19 protein-coding genes and 7 tRNA genes are annotated in these 18,586 nt (G+C 42.8%); 22 read left to right on the top strand and 4 right to left on the bottom strand.

From position 1 onward, the window contains the following. Positions 1 to 100 precede the first annotated feature (100 nt). Complete coding sequence (locus EES38_RS11050) at positions 101 to 1,018, top strand: LysR family transcriptional regulator (protein WP_124937266.1); 918 nt, start codon at positions 101 to 103, stop codon at positions 1,016 to 1,018. Positions 1,019 to 1,055: 37 nt separating this feature from the next. On the opposite strand, the gene tkt is transcribed toward EES38_RS11050, so the two are convergent. Next, positions 1,056 to 3,053, bottom strand: a complete 1,998-nt coding sequence (gene tkt / locus EES38_RS11045; RefSeq protein WP_166434250.1) for a transketolase — start codon at positions 3,051 to 3,053, stop codon at positions 1,056 to 1,058. 318 nt (positions 3,054 to 3,371) lie between these two features. Between tkt and metK the strand changes: the two genes are divergently transcribed. The 6 genes from metK (at position 3,372) to ruvX (ending at position 7,925) form a co-directional block, all read left to right on the top strand. Next, positions 3,372 to 4,526 (top strand): methionine adenosyltransferase, encoded by a 1,155-nt coding sequence (gene metK / locus EES38_RS11040; RefSeq protein ID WP_124937264.1) that lies wholly within the window; start codon positions 3,372 to 3,374, stop codon positions 4,524 to 4,526. A gap of 94 nt (positions 4,527 to 4,620) precedes the next feature. Next, positions 4,621 to 5,115, top strand: a complete 495-nt coding sequence (locus EES38_RS11035; protein ID WP_124937263.1) for a SprT family zinc-dependent metalloprotease — start codon at positions 4,621 to 4,623, stop codon at positions 5,113 to 5,115. 90 nt (positions 5,116 to 5,205) lie between these two features. Continuing rightward, positions 5,206 to 5,937, top strand: coding sequence for a 16S rRNA (uracil(1498)-N(3))-methyltransferase (gene rsmE / locus EES38_RS11030; protein ID WP_124937262.1), 732 nt, complete (start codon positions 5,206 to 5,208; stop codon positions 5,935 to 5,937). An 11-nt stretch (positions 5,938 to 5,948) separates the two neighbouring features. Continuing rightward, positions 5,949 to 6,905, top strand: coding sequence for a glutathione synthase (gshB, locus tag EES38_RS11025; RefSeq protein ID WP_124937261.1), 957 nt, complete (start codon positions 5,949 to 5,951; stop codon positions 6,903 to 6,905). 17 nt (positions 6,906 to 6,922) lie between these two features. Further along, positions 6,923 to 7,486, top strand: coding sequence for a YqgE/AlgH family protein (locus EES38_RS11020; protein ID WP_124937260.1), 564 nt, complete (start codon positions 6,923 to 6,925; stop codon positions 7,484 to 7,486). Positions 7,487 to 7,502: 16 nt separating this feature from the next. Next, positions 7,503 to 7,925, top strand: coding sequence for a Holliday junction resolvase RuvX (gene ruvX / locus EES38_RS11015; protein WP_124937259.1), 423 nt, complete (start codon positions 7,503 to 7,505; stop codon positions 7,923 to 7,925). Here the strand turns inward: ruvX and EES38_RS11010 are convergent, their stop codons facing one another. Then, a complete protein-coding gene (locus EES38_RS11010) occupies positions 7,926 to 8,939 on the bottom strand; it encodes a type IV pilus twitching motility protein PilT (protein ID WP_439333253.1) in 1,014 nt (337 codons plus the stop codon). A 35-nt stretch (positions 8,940 to 8,974) separates the two neighbouring features. Here EES38_RS11010 and EES38_RS11005 point away from each other — a divergent pair, with 35 nt between their 5' ends. From EES38_RS11005 to hemW, 5 genes are all read left to right on the top strand, one after another. Next, a complete protein-coding gene (locus EES38_RS11005; protein WP_124937257.1) occupies positions 8,975 to 9,685 on the top strand; it encodes a YggS family pyridoxal phosphate-dependent enzyme in 711 nt (236 codons plus the stop codon). Positions 9,686 to 9,721: 36 nt separating this feature from the next. Then, complete coding sequence (proC, locus tag EES38_RS11000; protein ID WP_124937256.1) at positions 9,722 to 10,540, top strand: pyrroline-5-carboxylate reductase; 819 nt, start codon at positions 9,722 to 9,724, stop codon at positions 10,538 to 10,540. Positions 10,541 to 10,573: 33 nt separating this feature from the next. Continuing rightward, on the top strand, positions 10,574 to 11,131 hold the full coding sequence (locus EES38_RS10995) for a YggT family protein (RefSeq protein ID WP_124937255.1): 558 nt from the start codon (positions 10,574 to 10,576) through the stop codon (positions 11,129 to 11,131). 125 nt (positions 11,132 to 11,256) lie between these two features. After that, a complete protein-coding gene (locus EES38_RS10990; protein ID WP_124937254.1) occupies positions 11,257 to 11,859 on the top strand; it encodes an XTP/dITP diphosphatase in 603 nt (200 codons plus the stop codon). Beyond that, positions 11,859 to 13,022, top strand: coding sequence for a radical SAM family heme chaperone HemW (gene hemW / locus EES38_RS10985; protein ID WP_124937253.1), 1,164 nt, complete (start codon positions 11,859 to 11,861; stop codon positions 13,020 to 13,022). The genes EES38_RS10990 and hemW overlap by 1 nt, the downstream gene beginning before the upstream one ends. A 29-nt stretch (positions 13,023 to 13,051) precedes the next feature. Here the strand turns inward: hemW and trmB are convergent, their stop codons facing one another. After that, positions 13,052 to 13,771 (bottom strand): tRNA (guanosine(46)-N7)-methyltransferase TrmB, encoded by a 720-nt coding sequence (gene trmB / locus EES38_RS10980; protein WP_124937252.1) that lies wholly within the window; start codon positions 13,769 to 13,771, stop codon positions 13,052 to 13,054. A gap of 191 nt (positions 13,772 to 13,962) precedes the next feature. On the opposite strand from trmB, the gene mutY reads away from it, so the two are divergent. From mutY to EES38_RS10930, 10 genes are all read left to right on the top strand, one after another. Then, a complete protein-coding gene (gene mutY, locus EES38_RS10975) occupies positions 13,963 to 15,021 on the top strand; it encodes an A/G-specific adenine glycosylase (protein WP_124937251.1) in 1,059 nt (352 codons plus the stop codon). A 9-nt stretch (positions 15,022 to 15,030) separates the two neighbouring features. After that, a complete protein-coding gene (locus tag EES38_RS10970; RefSeq protein ID WP_124937250.1) occupies positions 15,031 to 15,303 on the top strand; it encodes an oxidative damage protection protein in 273 nt (90 codons plus the stop codon). Between the two features lie 57 nt (positions 15,304 to 15,360). Continuing rightward, a complete protein-coding gene (gene mltC, locus EES38_RS10965; RefSeq protein WP_124937249.1) occupies positions 15,361 to 16,500 on the top strand; it encodes a membrane-bound lytic murein transglycosylase MltC in 1,140 nt (379 codons plus the stop codon). A gap of 112 nt (positions 16,501 to 16,612) precedes the next feature. Further along, positions 16,613 to 16,688: transfer RNA gene (locus EES38_RS10960), tRNA-Phe, on the top strand. Between the two features lie 46 nt (positions 16,689 to 16,734). Then, positions 16,735 to 16,810: transfer RNA gene (locus EES38_RS10955), tRNA-Thr, on the top strand. Positions 16,811 to 16,817: 7 nt separating this feature from the next. Then, positions 16,818 to 16,893 (top strand) — tRNA-Phe (locus EES38_RS10950). Positions 16,894 to 16,901: 8 nt separating this feature from the next. Further along, positions 16,902 to 16,977: transfer RNA gene (locus EES38_RS10945), tRNA-Asn, on the top strand. Positions 16,978 to 17,330: 353 nt separating this feature from the next. Continuing rightward, positions 17,331 to 17,406, top strand: a tRNA-Phe gene (locus EES38_RS10940). Positions 17,407 to 17,452: 46 nt separating this feature from the next. Beyond that, positions 17,453 to 17,528, top strand: a tRNA-Thr gene (locus tag EES38_RS10935). A gap of 8 nt (positions 17,529 to 17,536) precedes the next feature. After that, positions 17,537 to 17,612: transfer RNA gene (locus EES38_RS10930), tRNA-Asn, on the top strand. 80 nt (positions 17,613 to 17,692) lie between these two features. Here the strand turns inward: EES38_RS10930 and djlA are convergent. Continuing rightward, positions 17,693 to 18,559 (bottom strand): co-chaperone DjlA, encoded by an 867-nt coding sequence (gene djlA / locus EES38_RS10925; RefSeq protein ID WP_124937248.1) that lies wholly within the window; start codon positions 18,557 to 18,559, stop codon positions 17,693 to 17,695. Between the last annotated feature and the right edge of the window lie 27 nt (positions 18,560 to 18,586).

Here is an 18,586-nt window from a genome sequence, read left to right as displayed (position 1 = left end):
ATTATTAATTTCATACGTATTATTCATAAAAGAATTTCCTTGCATAGGTAAAAACAAGGAATTGCTCGTTCCATATTTGGAACATCTATAGGAGGACACGGTGCAGGATCTGGTTAGCATTAGAGCGTTTCATGCTTTATACAAACATCAAAGTTTAACCTCTGCCGCAAAATACCTTAATCAACCTAAATCCACCTTGAGTCGCAGAATTACTCAACTAGAAAATGATGTTGGACATAGTCTGGTAACCAGGCAGGGCAACAAATTAGTTATCACGAAAGCCGGGGAAATATTTTTCGAATATTGTGAAAAATTAATGACGCTGTCGGACGAAAATGCGTTTGCATTACAACATCTCAATAATCGTGTATCGGGTGAGCTTTTTATCGTTGCAAACAACGGACTGATTCGAGGCTGGCTCAGTCAAATGATTGATGAATTTCTTGAAGAGAATCCAGATGTCTCGATTCGATTGGTCAGCCAATATCACGAAAATGCCTCTGACGTACAACCAGACCTCATTTTATGGATTGGCAGAATAGACGGATTAAAATGGCGGAAGGAGACGCTTGGTCATTGGTACTGCAGCGTGTATGCATCACCACAATACATTGCGAACAACCCAGAACTAGACCATCCCAGAGATTTGAAAGATCACCGCTGGGTGGACTTCGCTGAGACTGGACAAAATGGCCATTGGTTGATGCACCCAAATGAAGAATCATTTTACTTCGAAAGACCCATAAGCCGTTTAAAAAGTGATAACTCCGTTCTTCAGCTCGATGCCATAGTCAAAGGCAGAGGTATCGGTCTCATGCCCGTCGGCATGGTAGCGAAGTTTAATCAAGCTCATCCATCTCAACTGATTTCGTGTTTACCAGGTTGGTATACTCAACCTTTGGAAATCTGCGCTTACACGCCTCAGGGTCGCCAGCCGCAGAAAGTCACCGCGTTCTTACATAAGATTAAAGAGCATCGTCCTACACATTGGTTAAAAATGACAAAGGCCGATCTTTGATCGGCCTTTAAACTTAAACAGCTTAATCCTAGAAGAATTACGCAAGTATGTCGTTTGCAGTTTTCACAACATTTTCAACAGTGAAACCAAACAGTTTAAACAGTTCACCCGCAGGAGCTGATTCACCGAAACTGGTCATGCCGATGACTTTGCCACCAAAACCAACATATTTGTACCAGTAATCAGCGATACCCGCTTCAATAGCAATACGAGCGGTAACCGACGCCGGTAGAACCGATTCTTTGTAAGCATTATCCTGCTTATCAAATACATCCGTTGAAGGCATTGAAACAACTCGTACCAGTTTACCCTGTGCCGTCAATTCCGCAGCAGCATTAACGGCAAGCTCAACTTCAGATCCTGTTGCAATCAATATTAAGTCAGGCGTTCCAGCACAATCTTTAAGGACGTAAGCACCTTTGGTAATATTTGCTAATTGTTCCTCATTACGTTCCTGTTGAGCAAGATTCTGACGAGAGAAAACCATTGCTGTAGGGCCGTCTTTACGCTCAATCGCAAACTTCCAGGCAGCGGCTGATTCAACCTGATCGCATGGGCGCCATGTACTCATGTTAGGCGTAACACGCAATGAAGCCATCTGTTCAACTGGTTGGTGTGTCGGACCGTCTTCACCCAGACCAATCGAATCATGAGTGTAAACCTGAATGTTTTGGATCTTCATCAATGCAGCCATGCGCATTGCATTGCGTGCATATTCCATAAACATTAAGAAAGTTGCGCCGTAAGGAACAAAACCACCATGAAGAGCGATACCGTTAATAATTGCCGTCATGGCAAATTCACGCACACCGTAGTGGATATAGTTACCAGAGGCATCCTCGGCTGTCAGTGATTTAGAACCAGACCACATCGTCAGGTTAGATGGCGCTAAGTCAGCAGAACCGCCCATGAATTCAGGTAGTAACTTACCAAACGCTTCCAACGCATTTTGCGAGGCTTTGCGAGACGCTATATTGGCAGGATTTGCTTGAAGCTCAGCAATAATCGCTGATGATTTTTCTGCCCAATCAGCTGGAAGCTCACCCGCAACACGACGCTTAAATTCAGCCGCCAGTTCAGGATAAGCAGCTTCATAAGCCGCAAATTTTGCATTCCAATCCGCTTCTTTTGCCTGACCCGCCTCTTTCGCATTCCACGCAGCATAGATATCTTGAGGGATTTCAAATGGTCCGTATTCCCAACCAAGAAACTCTCTTGCAGCCTGAATCTCTTCAGCGCCTAGAGGCGCGCCATGACTTTCATGTGAGCCAGCTTTGTTTGGTGAACCAAAACCAATAATGGTTTTCGTACAAATAAGGGTAGGACGAGTCGGATCGGCTTTCGCATCTTCAATCGCTTTGTTGATAGCATCTGAGTCATGTCCATCAACAGCAGGAATCACTTGCCAACCATACGCCTCAAAGCGTTTTGGCGTATCGTCAGTAAACCAACCTTCCACATGACCATCGATAGAGATACCATTATCATCCCAAAACGCAATCAGCTTACCAAGTCCCAAAGTACCAGCAAGTGAGCACGCTTCATGAGAGATACCTTCCATCAAGCAACCATCACCTAAAAACGCATATGTGTAGTGATCAACAACATCATGCCCTTCACGGTTGAATTGAGCAGCCAACGATTTTTCAGCCAGTGCCATACCGATAGCATTTGTGATGCCTTGGCCCAAAGGACCTGTTGTCGTCTCAACACCAGCGGTATAACCATACTCTGGGTGACCAGGTGTTTTTGAATGCAACTGACGGAAGTTCTTTAAATCGTCGATTGAAAGATCATAGCCAGAAAGATGCAGCAAAGAATAAAGCAGCATTGAACCATGACCGTTAGATAGAACGAAACGGTCGCGATCAGCCCAGTTAGGGTTAGCAGGGTTGTGATTCAAGTGTGAACGCCAAAGTACTTCAGCAATATCTGCCATTCCCATTGGTGCACCAGGGTGGCCTGAATTTGCTTTCTGCACACCATCCATGCTTAGTGCGCGTATTGCATTTGCTAGACGTTTGTCAGATGACATTTGAGCTCCTAAAGTCATATAAGAGTTTGGTTGGAAAAAACTGCGCGTATTGTCGCAAAGGGCTTATCGCTGTGCAAACGATTACTACTCTGAGACAGCAATTTCGTGGGCTTTATCCCGAGCGAAATCATTAACTTTGTTAATGTTATGTCAATGAATAATTGAAGTAATTGTTCAAAATTTAATTTATGTCAAAAAACGCTTGTATTTCGGTTGTCAAAAACTAGAATAGACGTCTAGATGTAAAAACACCTATGTGTGTACGTATTATTAAAGCAAGAGATACAGGCTCTTGCTTGTAACTTAAGTGGAGCAATTATGGCTAAGCATCTGTTTACTTCTGAATCGGTGTCTGAAGGACATCCTGATAAAATTGCAGACCAAATCTCTGATGCGGTTTTAGACGCGATCCTTGAGCAAGACCCGAAAGCACGTGTTGCGTGTGAGACGTATGTTAAAACAGGTATGGTCATGGTTGGTGGTGAAGTTACCACTTCAGCTTGGGTAGATATCGAGCAGCTTACTCGTGATACAGTGCGTGAAATTGGCTACACGGGTTCTGAGATGGGCTTTGATGCTGACTCATGTGCAATCTTAAATACCATTGGTAAACAGTCTCCTGATATCAATCAGGGTGTAGACAAGTCAGACCCTAAAGAACAAGGTGCTGGTGACCAAGGAATCATGTTTGGTTATGCGACGAATGAAACAGAAGTCTTCATGCCTGCCCCAATCACATACTCACACCGTCTGGTTCAACGTCAAGCTGAAGTTCGTAAAAACGGCACACTTCCTTGGTTGCGCCCAGATGCGAAATCACAAGTTACTTTCCAATATGATGAAGGCAAGATTGTCGGCATCGATGCAGTTGTACTATCAACTCAGCATGCAGATTCTATTTCGACAGCAGACCTTCGTGAAGCTGTTATGGAAGAAATCATTAAGCCAGTTCTACCATCAGAATGGCTAACCAAAGAAACTAAATACTTCATTAACCCAACAGGCCGCTTTGTTATTGGTGGACCAATGGGTGACTGTGGTCTAACTGGCCGTAAAATCATCGTAGATACTTACGGTGGTGCAGCTCGTCATGGTGGTGGTGCATTCTCTGGTAAAGATCCATCAAAAGTAGACCGTTCAGCAGCCTACGCTGCACGTTATGTTGCAAAAAATATTGTTGCAGCAGGGCTTGCAGATCGTTGCGAAATTCAGCTTTCTTACGCAATCGGTGTTGCCGATCCAACATCTATCATGGTCGAAACATTTGGCACAGAGAAAGTAGCTCAGGAAATCATCATTGAAGCGGTAAGACAGCACTTTGATTTACGTCCATACGGCCTCCAAGAAATGCTGAATCTACTGCGTCCAATCTACAAGAAAACAGCAGCCTACGGGCACTTTGGCCGTGAAGAGTTTCCTTGGGAAGCAACCGACAAAGCTTCAATTCTACGTGACTTTGCTGGTCTAAAGTAAAAAATTAAGTACTTCCTATTTATTTAAACCCCTGCTCTGCAGGGGTTTTCTTTTCTGGTAACCTTAGCATTTAAACTCTGAACCACACAGGCGTATGAATCAAGAAACGCTTTTGATTACAGCCACGCAAGCATTAAATCAGTGGCTAAAAATCATTAATAATCATTTTCCTAAATCCATGCCGTGTCCGGATATTAACTTTAAGTTACGCGGAAAAAGTGCCGGAAAAGCATACCTGCAATTAAATGAGATTCGACTCAACCCGGTTTTATTTGCAGAAAATCATCAGGCCTTTATTGATGATGTTATCCCTCACGAATTAGCTCACCTTGTGGCTTATTTTTATTACGGACGAGTAAAGCCTCACGGTAGAGAATGGCAATATATTATGGAACAAGTTTTAGGGGTTGCAGCAAAAACAACTCATCAATTTGACGTAAGCTCTGTCGCCGGAAAAGTGTTTTCGTATCGCTGTAATTGCACCACACATCAACTATCAATTCGGCGACACAACAATATTCAAAGAGGGAAAGCCCTCTATTCTTGCCGTCACTGTAAATGCCAGCTGCAATGGATTAAAGATGAATAATCGATAACTTATTCTTTTCTGCTCTTGCAATTTAACCACTAAATGCCCATCTTATGGCTAGTTATTGTTATTACCATCCAGAGAATTATCATGCGCATTCCCCGCTTATTTCATCCAACATTGATTGGAGATATGAAAAACATCCAACTGTCTGACGATGCGGCCGGACACATCGCACGGGTGCTGAGAATGCAACAAGGTCAACAGGTTAGTTTGTTTGACGGATCTGGATACGAGTTTTTAGCCACCATTATAGAAATCACAAAGAAAAATGTTCAGGTTGAGATTAATCATTCCGAGCAGAATAGTATTGAATCACCTCTCAACTTACATTTAGGACAAGTTATCTCACGTGGCGACAAGATGGAATTTACCATCCAAAAATCGGTTGAGCTGGGTGTAAATACGATTACTCCACTGCTTTCTGAACGATGCGGCGTAAAACTGGATGAAAAACGTTTTGAGAAAAAGCTCGCTCAGTGGCAGAAAATTGCGATTTCAGCCTGTGAACAGTGTGGACGTAATATTATTCCGCAAATTAGGCCGATAATGACACTCAAAGAATGGTGTGAAGAAGAAACGGATGCCCTAAAACTGAATCTTCATCCACGAGCCAAATACTCGATAAATACCCTTCCAGAGCCAGTGAATAACGTTAGATTACTTATTGGTCCGGAAGGCGGCTTATCCGAAGAAGAAATCATTATGACCGAAGAGTATCACTTCGATGAGATACTATTGGGTCCAAGAGTCCTGAGAACCGAGACAGCCGCTCTGACCGCTATTACAGCGCTTCAGGTTCGCTTCGGTGACTTAGGTTAACGGGAGAAGATATGTTAAAAATAGGCGTAGTAATGGACCCAATTGAGTCCATTAAAATAAAGAAAGACACCACATTTGCAATGATGCTTGAGGCACAGCGACGTGGATACGAAATCCACTATATGCAGATGCAGGATCTCCATCTCGAACAAGGTGTTGCATTAGCCGACACAAAGATTGTAACTCTTCAGGAAGATCCAGATCACTGGTTTGATATCCAATCCGAACAATCGATCAAATTGAGTGAGCTAGATGCGATCTTAATGCGCAAAGATCCACCGTTCGATACTGAATACATCTATGCTACTTATATCCTTGAAAGAGCTGAAGAGGAAGGCGCACTGATCGTGAACAAACCACAAAGCTTGCGCGACTGTAACGAAAAGTTATTTACCGCCTGGTTTGCCGATCTCACACCGACCACCATCGTGACTCGTAAAGCTGATAAAATTAAAGCATTTCGCGAGCAACATGGTGATGTCATTTTGAAACCGCTTGATGGTATGGGGGGAACCTCTATCTTCCGCGTGAAGCAAGATGATCCAAATGTGTCGGTTATCATAGAAACACTAACTAACAATGGTCAAAATTACTGTATGGCGCAAACATTCGTTCCTGATATCAGTAATGGTGATAAGCGTATCTTGGTTGTTGATGGCGAACCTATGCCTTACTGTCTTGCGCGAATCCCTGCAAAAGGCGAAACACGTGGTAACCTTGCAGCAGGCGGACGGGGAGAAGCTCGCCCCATCAGTGAAACGGACCGTAAAATCGCGGAAGCTGTTGCTCCAACATTGAAAGAAAAAGGGCTGATTTTTGTGGGGCTTGATGTCATTGGTGATAAGCTAACTGAAATTAATGTTACCAGTCCTACGTGTGTCAGAGAGATAGAGGCGACGTTTGATATATCCATTACTGGTAAGCTAATGGATGCGATCGAGCGTCATGTAAAAGCTCTGTCTTTATAAGTTTAAAAGAGGACGCTATGAACCTGACGAATCACTTCCTTATCGCAATGCCAAGTATGGCAGACTCTTACTTCAAAAATGGCGTTATTTATATTTGCGAACACAACGAAGAAGGTGCAATGGGAATCATGATTAATGCTCCCATCGACGTTACTGTTGGAGGTATGCTGAAACAGGTTGATATTGATCCTCTCTATCCTCAACAAAAAGAAGATAGTCTGAATAAGCCCGTTTATAATGGCGGGCCTGTTTCAGAAGATCGAGGATTTGTTCTTCATCGTCCACACGATCATTATGAATCAAGTCTGTCTATGACCGACGACCTTACTGTCACGACGTCAAAGGATATTTTATCGGTATTGGGTACCTCTGCCGAACCGGATAACTATCTTGTTGCGCTCGGATATTCTGGTTGGTCAGCGGGTCAACTAGAAACTGAATTGGCAGAAAACTCATGGTTAACTGTCGAGGCTGATACGTCTATTATCTTCGATACTCCAATCCACGAAAAGTGGAGCAAATCAATTCAAAAGCTGGGAATTGAACCTTCGCAGCTTTCATCTATGGCTGGTCACGGCTAACAACTAAGAGCACTCTATGTCACGTACAATTATGGCATTTGATTTTGGTACAAAAAGTATCGGTAGCGCAATAGGCCAAGAAATTACAGGAACAGCATCACCTCTAAAAGCCTTTAAAGCAACAGATGGAATTCCAAATTGGGATGATATCGAAAGGCAAATTAAGGAATGGCAGCCTAACTTGATCGTAGTGGGTCTCCCGATGGATCTACACGGGAAAGCCTTAGAAACCATCACACCAAAAGCGAAAAAGTTTGCTAATCGTTTACACGGGCGATTCGGAATTGAAGTCGAACTGCATGATGAACGTCTTTCAACCACAGAAGCCCGAGCAGAGTTGTTTACTCACGGTGGATTCAAAGCGTTAAAAAAAGGAAATATTGACTGCCAGTCTGCCGTCGTAATTCTTGAAAGCTGGTTTGAAGCACAATGGGGTTAATCATGAGGGCATCTCGTCATTAATTAATTGTATCCCACTGAGTCTTAGTATTTCTTCTGCCTGAGAGAGAGTCTGCATCCCCATTTGTCTTCCCGACTGAATAGCAGACTCAATCTGAACTGTTCGACCTTCTCGAATCAAGTTAGAAATAGCAGGCGTTGTGACCATCGTTTCAAAGCAGCCTATCCGCCCACCACCGGACAAACGTAGTAATCGTTGTGATATCACACCCAGTAATGTATCTGCGAGCTGAGACTTAACTCTCCCCTGCTCTTCGGCAGGAAACACGTCTACAATCCGGTCAACGGTTCGGGCCGCACTTTGTGTATGTAACGAAGCTAACACGAGATGCCCAGTTTCAGCGGCTGTTAGAGCAAGCCTCATTGTTTGTAAATCTCTTAACTCACCAATCATGATGATATCAGGGTCTTCCCGTAGCACCGCTTTAAGAGCCCGCTCAAAGCTAATGGCATCGCTACCAATTTCTCGCTGATGAACTAAACAGTGATGAGACTTATGCGTAAATTCAATGGGATCCTCAATTGTGACGATATGCTTATTCTGCTCACGATTGATACGATCGATTAACGAAGCCAGAGTTGTTGATTTACCACTGCCTGTTGGGCCAGTAACGAGCAACAATCCTTGAGATGAACTGGCCAAAGACAACACGACATCAGGGATATTCAAGTCACTCGACTCGGGGACTGAATCTGAAATCGTACGAAAGACAGCGGAAAGTCCTCTAACTTGAGTAAAACAGTTAACTCTGAATCGCCCAATTCCCGCAAAAGAACAAGCAAAATCGATATCTTTTTCTTTATCGAGGCGTTCCTGCTGTTCGGCACTTAAAAGTGAAAAAAGCAGTGTTTTTACTTCATCCTTACTGATTTCAGGAAATTCAAGCTTCCTAAGTTGCCCGTCAATACGTACCATAGGACAACAATTGGCAGAAAGGTGTAAATCAGAAGCATTGTTCTTCACAGCCGAAGTCAACAGAGTTTCAAGTGTTATGCCCATAAAGTTACTGAATAATATAAGTGATTGTTATGACAGCAGTTAAAGAGAATATTCAAGATATCATTTCTTCGATTCGAATCATGGAAGAAAAATGCCAACGTCCTCGTAATTCTGTACATCTACTTGCAGTGAGTAAAACCAAACCTGTAGAGGCTATCGTTGAAGCAATAGAATCAGGACAACGTATGTTTGGAGAAAACTACGTTCAGGAAGGCGTTGATAAAGTAAATTACTTCCTTAATAACTTTCCAGATACGGCATTAGAGTGGCATTTTATTGGCCCAATCCAATCGAATAAATCTCGCTTGGTCGCGGAGCACTTCGCTTGGGTTCATACCGTTGATAGAGAAAAAATCGCACGCAGACTCAGTGAACAACGCCCAGATAATATGCCGCCCCTGCAGGTACTTATCCAAATCAATACCAGCGGTGAAGAATCAAAATCAGGAACGGATGAGGCACAACTATTTGAGCTCGCAGAGTTGATTTCCACCCTTCCCAACCTCACTTTAAGAGGATTGATGTCTATTCCTGCAAACGTTGACGATTATGCATCTCAACTGAAGGCATTCAAGCAGTTATCGATTTTAAAAGAGAAACTGTCTGCCAAATACCCCGACATTGATACTCTATCAATGGGAATGACCGGAGATATGCAAGCAGCCATAGAAGCAGGAAGTACCATTGTAAGAATTGGTACCGCAATCTTTGGTGCCAGAGATTATAGTAATAAACAATAACATTATTTGAGTATCGTAACGAAAGGAATAACAGTAATGGAACAAAAAACGATCGCATTTATCGGCGCAGGAAATATGGCTGAGGCTATCTTTTCGGGTATGGTCAAAAGTGGCTACGATAAAGGGGCTATCATTGCAGCTAACCGTGGATTAGAGCGTTTAGAGTACCTAAAAAGCAAATACGATATTCAAATTACGCAAGATAATATTAACGCAGCTAAACAAGCAGATGTGGTCGTTTTATCAGTAAAGCCTCAGATCATGGCTGATGTCTGTACTCTTCTATCCGAAGTCGATTTTTCTGATAAATTGGTTGTATCGATTGCGGCTGGAGTAACCTGTGATCGTATTGCCAGCTTACTTAAAGCAGACTCCGGAATTGTAAGAGTGATGCCGAATACTCCGTCTTTACTAGGTAAAGGTATGAGTGGACTATATGCCAACTCAGCGACGACGACAAAAGACAAAGAATATGCGGAGCAGTTGCTCAAATCTGTAGGAGACATTTGCTGGACCGAAGATGAGTCTGGAATAAACAGTGTGACGGGTATTTCTGGAAGTGGTCCTGCCTACTTCTTCTTATTTATGGAAGCGATGCAGCTAGAAGCTCTCAATCAGGGCTTTGATGAAAAAACGGCACGCACACTGGTTCAACAAACGGCTCTCGGCGCAGCTGAAATGGTGGTGAACAATCCCGATTTGGATATAGGCACGTTACGTGAGCGCGTGACCTCAAAAGGCGGTACAACCGCAGCAGCGCTTGCTACATTTAATGAACATTCTCTTAAAGAAATCGTCTCGAAATCAATCCAATCTGCCGTGGCACGAGCAGAAGAGATGGAAAAATTATTTTAAAATTCGATCGATACTGATCAAAAAGGATCCTATATGAATTCAGTGAGTTTTTTAATCTCAACCGTATTTGACCTATACATCATGGTCGTTTTAATGCGTGTTTGGCTTCAGGCTGCACGCGCTGATTTTTACAATCCATTCTCTCAGTTTATTGTAAAAGCGACTCAGCCTGTTGTCGGTCCGCTAAGACGTATTATTCCATCAATAGGCAGTATTGATGTCGCAACGATTCTATTTGCTTACGTTCTTTGCGTACTGAAATTTACCATTTTGGTTCTCACTGCAACAGGCGGCTCACTGGGTTTTAGCGCTTACTTTTTAATTCTTGGTCTGCTGACATTACTTAAACAAGCTGGCGCAATGATTTTCTGGGTACTCCTAATTCGAGCAATTCTAAGTTGGGTAAGTCAGGGACGTAGTTCTATCGAATATGTCTTTTTTCAAATCACTGAGCCTCTCTTAGCTCCAGTGAGACGAATTCTACCAGACTTAGGTGGCATCGATTTAAGTGTATTAGTTGTATTTATCTTGCTGCAATTTGCCAACTACCTTATTGGCGACTTTGTCGGTCCAGTGTGGTACCAACTTTAAATTCGGACTCTAGATAAATCACAAGCTGATTCTAATTAAGCCATCAATATGATGGCTTTTTTATTATCCTCAGGAGCTGAACACGATATACTTACGCCATGTTCCAAAATAACGATCACAAACAAATGAAAACGAAACAACTTGTATTAGCCACTGGAAACCAGGGTAAAGTAAAAGAGATGGCCGATCTGCTGTCTGATTTTGGATTTGATGTTAAAGCACAAAGTGAGTTTAACGTTTCAGAAGTCGCCGAAACGGGCACAACTTTTATAGAAAATGCCATCATTAAAGCAAGACATGCCGCCCGAGAAACGGGTCTTCCTGCAATTGCCGATGACTCAGGTTTGGAAGTTGATGCAATAGATGGTCAGCCAGGGGTATATTCTGCTCGTTACGCCGGGTCAGACGCGAGTGATCAGGACAATATCGATAAATTATTGGCTTCAATGAAAGATGTTCCTGAAAAAGATCGTACGGCTCGTTTTCACTGTGTGCTCGTTTTAATGAAACATGCTGACGACCCGACACCGATCGTATGTCACGGCAAATGGGAAGGTCAGATATTAACCACTCAGATTGGCGAAAATGGCTTTGGCTACGATCCTGTATTCTGGGTGCCAGAAGAGAAATGTGCATCGGCTCAACTCGAACCAGCAAGGAAAAAGCAACTATCTCACCGGGGCAAGGCACTTCAAACTCTCTTTAATCAGTTAAAAGAACAGATTTGATGCTCAGACCACCTAAGTTAAGTTTGTATGTTCACATTCCATGGTGCGTACAAAAGTGCCCATACTGTGATTTTAACTCGCATGCACTGAAGTCAGAAATACCGGAAAGTATCTATATTGATGCTCTGTTAGACGATCTGGATCGGGATATTAAAGCCTACCAGTTGGAGAAGTCTCCTCGTCCACTTCATAGCATCTTTATCGGTGGTGGCACCCCAAGCTTGTTCAGTGCAGAGAGTATTGGCAGACTGCTTGACGGGATCAAAAAACGAATCACGTTTTCTGAGAATATCGAGATCACCATGGAGGCCAATCCAGGCACAATAGAAGCTGAGCGATTTGCTGAATATCGCCATGCAGGCGTTAACCGAATTTCAATTGGTGTTCAAAGTTTTTCCGCGGATAAGTTACTCAAACTTGGTAGGATTCACGGGCCAGAAGAGGCAATAAATGCAGCTAATTTAGCGCATCGAATTGATCTAAATAGTTTCAATCTAGACCTTATGCATGGATTACCTGACCAAACCATTGATGAAGCCCTCTCAGATCTGGATAAAGCGATAGAGCTCGCACCTCCACATTTTTCTTGGTATCAGCTAACCATTGAACCCAATACGCTATTCTATTCAAAGCCGCCTCAGCTTCCTGATGATGATGATCTTTGGGATATATTCAGTCAAGGCCATAAAAAACTGACAGATGCAGGCTATGTTCAGTATGAGATCTCCGGCTACAGTAAGCCGGGCTTTCAATGCGAACATAACCTGAACTATTGGCGATTTGGTGATTACCTTGGTATCGGCTGTGGAGCACACGGCAAGGTGAGTTTTTCTGATGGTAAGATTATTCGAACCACTAAAGTTAAGCACCCGAAAGGCTATCTGAATATGTTAAAGCCGTATCTTGATAGTGAACAGCTAGTGGGTGATGCGGATCGCCCGTTTGAGTTTTTTATGAATCGTTTTCGCTTGATAGAACCCTGTCCCAAAAGCGAATTCGAAGCTACAACAGGATTACCCATTAGTGTAATACAACCAACGATTGAATGGGCTAAAGAGAAAGGCTATCTCATTGAAAGCGAGGACTTTTGGCAAATCACGGAAAAAGGAAAACTATTCCTAAACGATTTACTGGCCGCTTTTATGCCTGAGGAAGATCAATAAAAAATGGGAGTCTCTCGACTCCCATTCTTCTATTCAACACGCATGTACTTAATATCCCAAACACCATGCCCCAGCCTGTGTCCACGTTGCTCGAACTTGGTTAGAGGTCTGTCATCTGGTCGTGGAACATAATGCCCTTCAGCAGCAATATTAGTAAAGCCAGGAGCTTGTTCCATTATTTCAATCATATGCTCAGCGTAATTTTCCCAATCTGTCGCCATATGGAAAATACCCTGCTTAGGAATGAGTTTACTACGTACCATTTCTGCGAATTCTAACTGGACAATCCGGCGCTTATGATGGCGTTTTTTATGCCATGGATCGGGAAAGAACAACTGCAAAGTGGCAAGACTTGAATCAGGAATCATATGTTCAAATACTTCAACCGCGTCATGACACATTACACGTAAGTTGGTCACACCCGCTTCTCTGGCAGCCGCTAAGCAGGCTCCCACACCAGGAGAGTGAACCTCTATGCCAATAAAGTTTTTCTCTGGAGCATTGCTTGCCATTTCAACCAAGGACGCTCCCATGCCAAAGCCTATTTCCAGAACAACCGGATTATCATTACCAAAAACTGCTTGCCAATTGAGTTGCTGCGCCTGGTAATCTATTCCCATAGACTCCCAACACTCATTCATTGCCGCTTCCTGACCTTTTGTTAAACGGCCTTCACGACGGACGAAGCTACGAATTTTTCGTACAACTTTTCCGTCTTCAGTGTATTCATTTGTGGTCACTTCGCTCATTTGTCTGCCTGTCCAGTTTTTAGTCTGACTCAAAGGGATTGTGATTATCCAAAGAATTCATTTTCGTGCAAGTGTAAATAGTCACGATCAACAAAATAGTTTCTTTAAAACCACAGAAAATGTGTGTTTTACAACGTCACTAAACTGTGGTGGAATTTTGCTCTTATTAAAAATAGAGTAAAGAGCAAGTCGTGACACCTTTCGCTAGCAAAATTTTACAATGGTACGACGCATTTGGTCGTAAGAACCTTCCCTGGCAGCAAAATAAAACAGCTTATCGTGTCTGGCTATCAGAAATAATGCTCCAACAGACTCAGGTCGCTACCGTCATTCCCTACTTCGAACGCTTTCTTGAGCGTTTTCCTGACATCAATGCTCTCGCAAATGCCAGTCAGGATGAAGTACTCCATTATTGGACCGGGCTTGGTTACTATGCTCGAGCCCGAAACCTCCATAAAACAGCACAAATCATATCAAATCAACACGGAGGGCAATTTCCGCTAACGCTGGAAGAAGTCAACGCGTTACCGGGCATTGGGCGCTCTACTGCTGCAGCGGTGTTATCTTCTGTTTACAAACAACCTCATGCAATTTTAGATGGTAATGTCAAAAGAACACTTGCCAGATGCTTTGCTGTCGATGGCTGGCCAGGACAAAAGAAAGTAGAACAACGACTATGGGAGATTGCAGAGCAGAACACTCCAGATACAGATGTCGATAAATATAATCAGGCAATGATGGATATGGGTGCGATGATTTGTACTCGTAGCAAGCCCAAATGCTCTTTATGCCCCGTAAGTGATGAATGTATTGGATTACGTCAGGGAACGCCTGAAAACTATCCAGGGAAAAAACCGAAAAAGCAAAAGCCAGAAAAATCAACCATCTTTGTTATTTTCGTTGTGGATAATCAGGTGTGGCTTGAATTACGTCCATCTCAGGGAATTTGGGGGGGACTGCACTGTTTTCCACAAATTAATGACGAATCCGAAATATTAAACCTGATGGACAGTTTAGGAATAACACAATCCCAGCTAGAGTCTAAACAACAATTGATCACCTTTCGGCATACATTCAGTCACTATCATCTCGATATCACACCGATATTGTTCGAATTGAAACAAATTCCTCACTCCATCATGGAAGATAATGCAGGTCTTTGGTATAACTTAAACCAACCAAATCAGGTTGGTCTGGCGGCACCTGTAAAACAACTGCTGGATAACCTTCATTTCGAACTAGAGCAATAAGAGGTCATCATGAGTCGTACAGTTTTTTGTGCTCGACTAAATAAAGAAGCGGAAGGATTAGACTTTCAGCTCTATCCGGGAGAACTCGGTAAACGAATCTTTGATAACATATCCAAAGAAGCTTGGGGACAATGGCAACACAAACAAACCATGCTGATCAATGAAAAGAAATTGAACATGATGGATCCTGAGCATCGAAAACTGATAGAACAAGAAATGGTCAGTTTTCTGTTCGAAGGGAAAGATGTACAAATCGACGGTTATACACCTCCAGAAAAGTAAAAGAATAAAATTATCGCCTGATGACCCCCTCGCCAGGCGATTTTTGATTAGGACCGCATGCTTAGAAAAATACTGACGCTAACGATCACGATCCTACTTCTCGCAGGCTGTAGCCGAGAATTCATTGAAGGTCTCTATCACGTTGATTATGAGCCAACAAATCGCTTCGCAAAAAACTTGGCTCCCCTACCCGGTCAATTTCAAAAAGATACAGCAGCACTGGATGCGCTGATCAATAGCTTTACTGGCCGCATTGTTAAAAAGTGGGGAGAAAATGAAATTAAAATTGCAGGGAAAAGCAATTACGTCAAATACATTGATGATTATTCAAGTCGAGCAGATGTCAATTTTTCTAAAGGCACAATATTAGTTGAGACGATATCGACAACTGAGCCTCTAGCCCATCTTAAAAAAGCGATCGTAACGACCTTATTGACCCCAGATGATCCCAAACACGTCGACCTTTTTTCCTCTAAGAATATCCAGCTTAAAGGAAAACCGTTTTTATACCGTCAGGTAGTGGATCAAGACGCTAAAGCTATTCAGTGGTCTTGGCGGGCAAATCGTTATGCTGACTATTTGATTGAGCATCATCTAAAAGTAAAACAAGTTGATTTTAAAAAATCGTACTACGTTCAAATACCGATGGTGAAAGATCAAATTGCGATTCGTAGTTACCAGTATGCCAATATTATTCGCAAAGCCTCTAAGAAATATGGCATTCCAGAAGACCTAATTTATGCCATCATCAAAACAGAGAGCAGTTTTAACCCTTATGCAGTAAGCTGGGCCAATGCATATGGCCTGATGCAAGTGGTCCCCAAAACAGCAGGGAAAGATGTTTTTCGTTTAGTAAAAAATCGTTCAGGTCAGCCCTCTCCCGAATATCTATACAATCCGACGAATAATATCGATACAGGGACTGCATACTTCTATTTACTTAAGAACCGGTATCTCAATAAGATTAAAAACCCCCTATCACTTGAATACAGTATGATCTCAGCATATAACGGAGGTGCTGGAGGAGTGCTATATACCTTTAGTCGTAACAAACAAAGAGCGTTTAGTGATATTAATTCACTGCAGCCCAATCAGGTTTACTGGGCACTGACGAATAAACATCGCAGTTCAGAGTCACGGCGCTACTTGCAAAAAGTCACTCGATTCAAAGACGACTTCAATAAAATCCATAATTAGCAACTCAGAACTCAACATTTGTTGAAAAAGCCATCAATCACACTAGTTTTTGATTTTTTTTATAAAAACAAGTTGACGTAGCGACTGAAAATACGTTTAATAGCGCTCCGTTGCCCGGATAGCTCAGTCGGTAGAGCAGGGGATTGAAAATCCCCGTGTCGGTGGTTCGATTCCGCCTCCGGGCACCACAAATTTTGGTGTTCGAAACATTCGTACACTTTAGGAATAAAGTGTGCCGACTTAGCTCAGTAGGTAGAGCAACTGACTTGTAATCAGTAGGTCATCAGTTCGATTCCGATAGTCGGCACCAATTATTTGCCCGGATAGCTCAGTCGGTAGAGCAGGGGATTGAAAATCCCCGTGTCGGTGGTTCGATTCCGCCTCCGGGCACCACAATTTATTCCCCCTTAGTTCAGTCGGTAGAACGGCGGACTGTTAATCCGTATGTCGCAAGTTCAAGTCTTGCAGGGGGAGCCATACAGAAAAGCCCAATCTCAGGATTGGGCTTTTTTCTTTTCTATCATCTTCTAGACTCGTTATAACATGATATAGAAAAACTCATCAATCCGTTGTTTAGTCCCCTACTCCAACAAAATAAATTCATCGCCATTAATGTAAATGATTAAAAAACCAACCTGTTACAAAAGGGATACCGACTTGGATACTCAGATAAAAACAGTTCTCCCTCTCAGGATTAAGTCTTAAAAGCAGACATATTTACGTCTAAATGGGTAAAAACAGCTCATTAAGTACAGAAAAACAACAAACGATAATTTTTTTGCATTTTACTGTTGACGAATTTAAAGAAAAACATTTTAATACACCCCGTTGCCCGGATAGCTCAGTCGGTAGAGCAGGGGATTGAAAATCCCCGTGTCGGTGGTTCGATTCCGCCTCCGGGCACCACAAATTTTGGTGTTCGAAATACTCGTACACTTTAGAGATAAAGTGTGCCGACTTAGCTCAGTAGGTAGAGCAACTGACTTGTAATCAGTAGGTCATCAGTTCGATTCCGATAGTCGGCACCATTTACAATTCCCCCTTAGTTCAGTCGGTAGAACGGCGGACTGTTAATCCGTATGTCGCAAGTTCAAGTCTTGCAGGGGGAGCCATACAGAAAAGCCCAATCTCAGGATTGGGCTTTTTCTTTTCCCTAATAACAAACCACATCCGAAGATGTGGTTGGTAATGATTATTTAAATCCCTTTTCTTTTTTTATCAAGTCATACGCTCGTTGTATTTCCTGAGACTTTTCTTTAGCAACGTTCATCATTTCAGGGGGAAGTCCTTTTGCCATCAATTTATCTGGATGGTGTTCGTTCATTAATTTTCGATACGCACGTTTGACTTGCTTACCATCAGCATCCTCTGCAACATCTAAAACTTTATACGCGTCTTCTAGCTGGTTTCTGCTGGTTTGATGCTGCCATGATTGCTGCTGTCCACCAGAAGAGTGACTGCTTCCCTGCCCTCCAGCAAACCCTCCTCCTTGCTGGAAACGGAATGCGGCTTCCTGCATTTTTAACCGTCTCTCTAGTTGTTCAGAGGAGAAACCGAGTGCAGCGGCTATCTTATGTAATATTTCTCTTTCGTTGGGATGAAGATCGCCATCAGCAAATGCTGCGGAGATTTGCAGTTCGAGAAAAAACTGAATCAAATCATGACGGCCACCTGTCACTGACATAAGTCTATTCAGTTCATCTTCTAAGGGAAACTCACTCGTCTTACCCTCACGAAAAGCATTCTGAGCGTTTTTTCTCTGCTCTTCGTTCAGTTGCATCCTATCCATCATGATAGATGCTAGACGAATCTCCTCTTCCCTCACCTGCCCTTTTGCTTTGGCAACATGCCCCATAACGGAAAAAGCAGAATGAAAAAATGCATTTTGCTTTTCTGCATTCGCAGCTGAATTACGACCGCCACCGGTCGAAAAAGTAAAGCTCTGATATTGTCTCGCTTTATCAAATTGGTGACCGATAAACAAACCAACAATCGCACCGATTGGCCCTAAAACAAAAAAGCCAAAAACAGCACCTATAATCTTGCCCAAAATGTGCATTATCTTCTCTCAATCTTTGAATTTTTT

Source organism: Vibrio viridaestus, assembly GCF_003856525.1.
GTDB classification, from domain to species: Bacteria; Pseudomonadota; Gammaproteobacteria; order Enterobacterales; family Vibrionaceae; genus Vibrio; species Vibrio viridaestus.
This window is presented reverse-complemented; position numbering and strand designations above follow the sequence as displayed.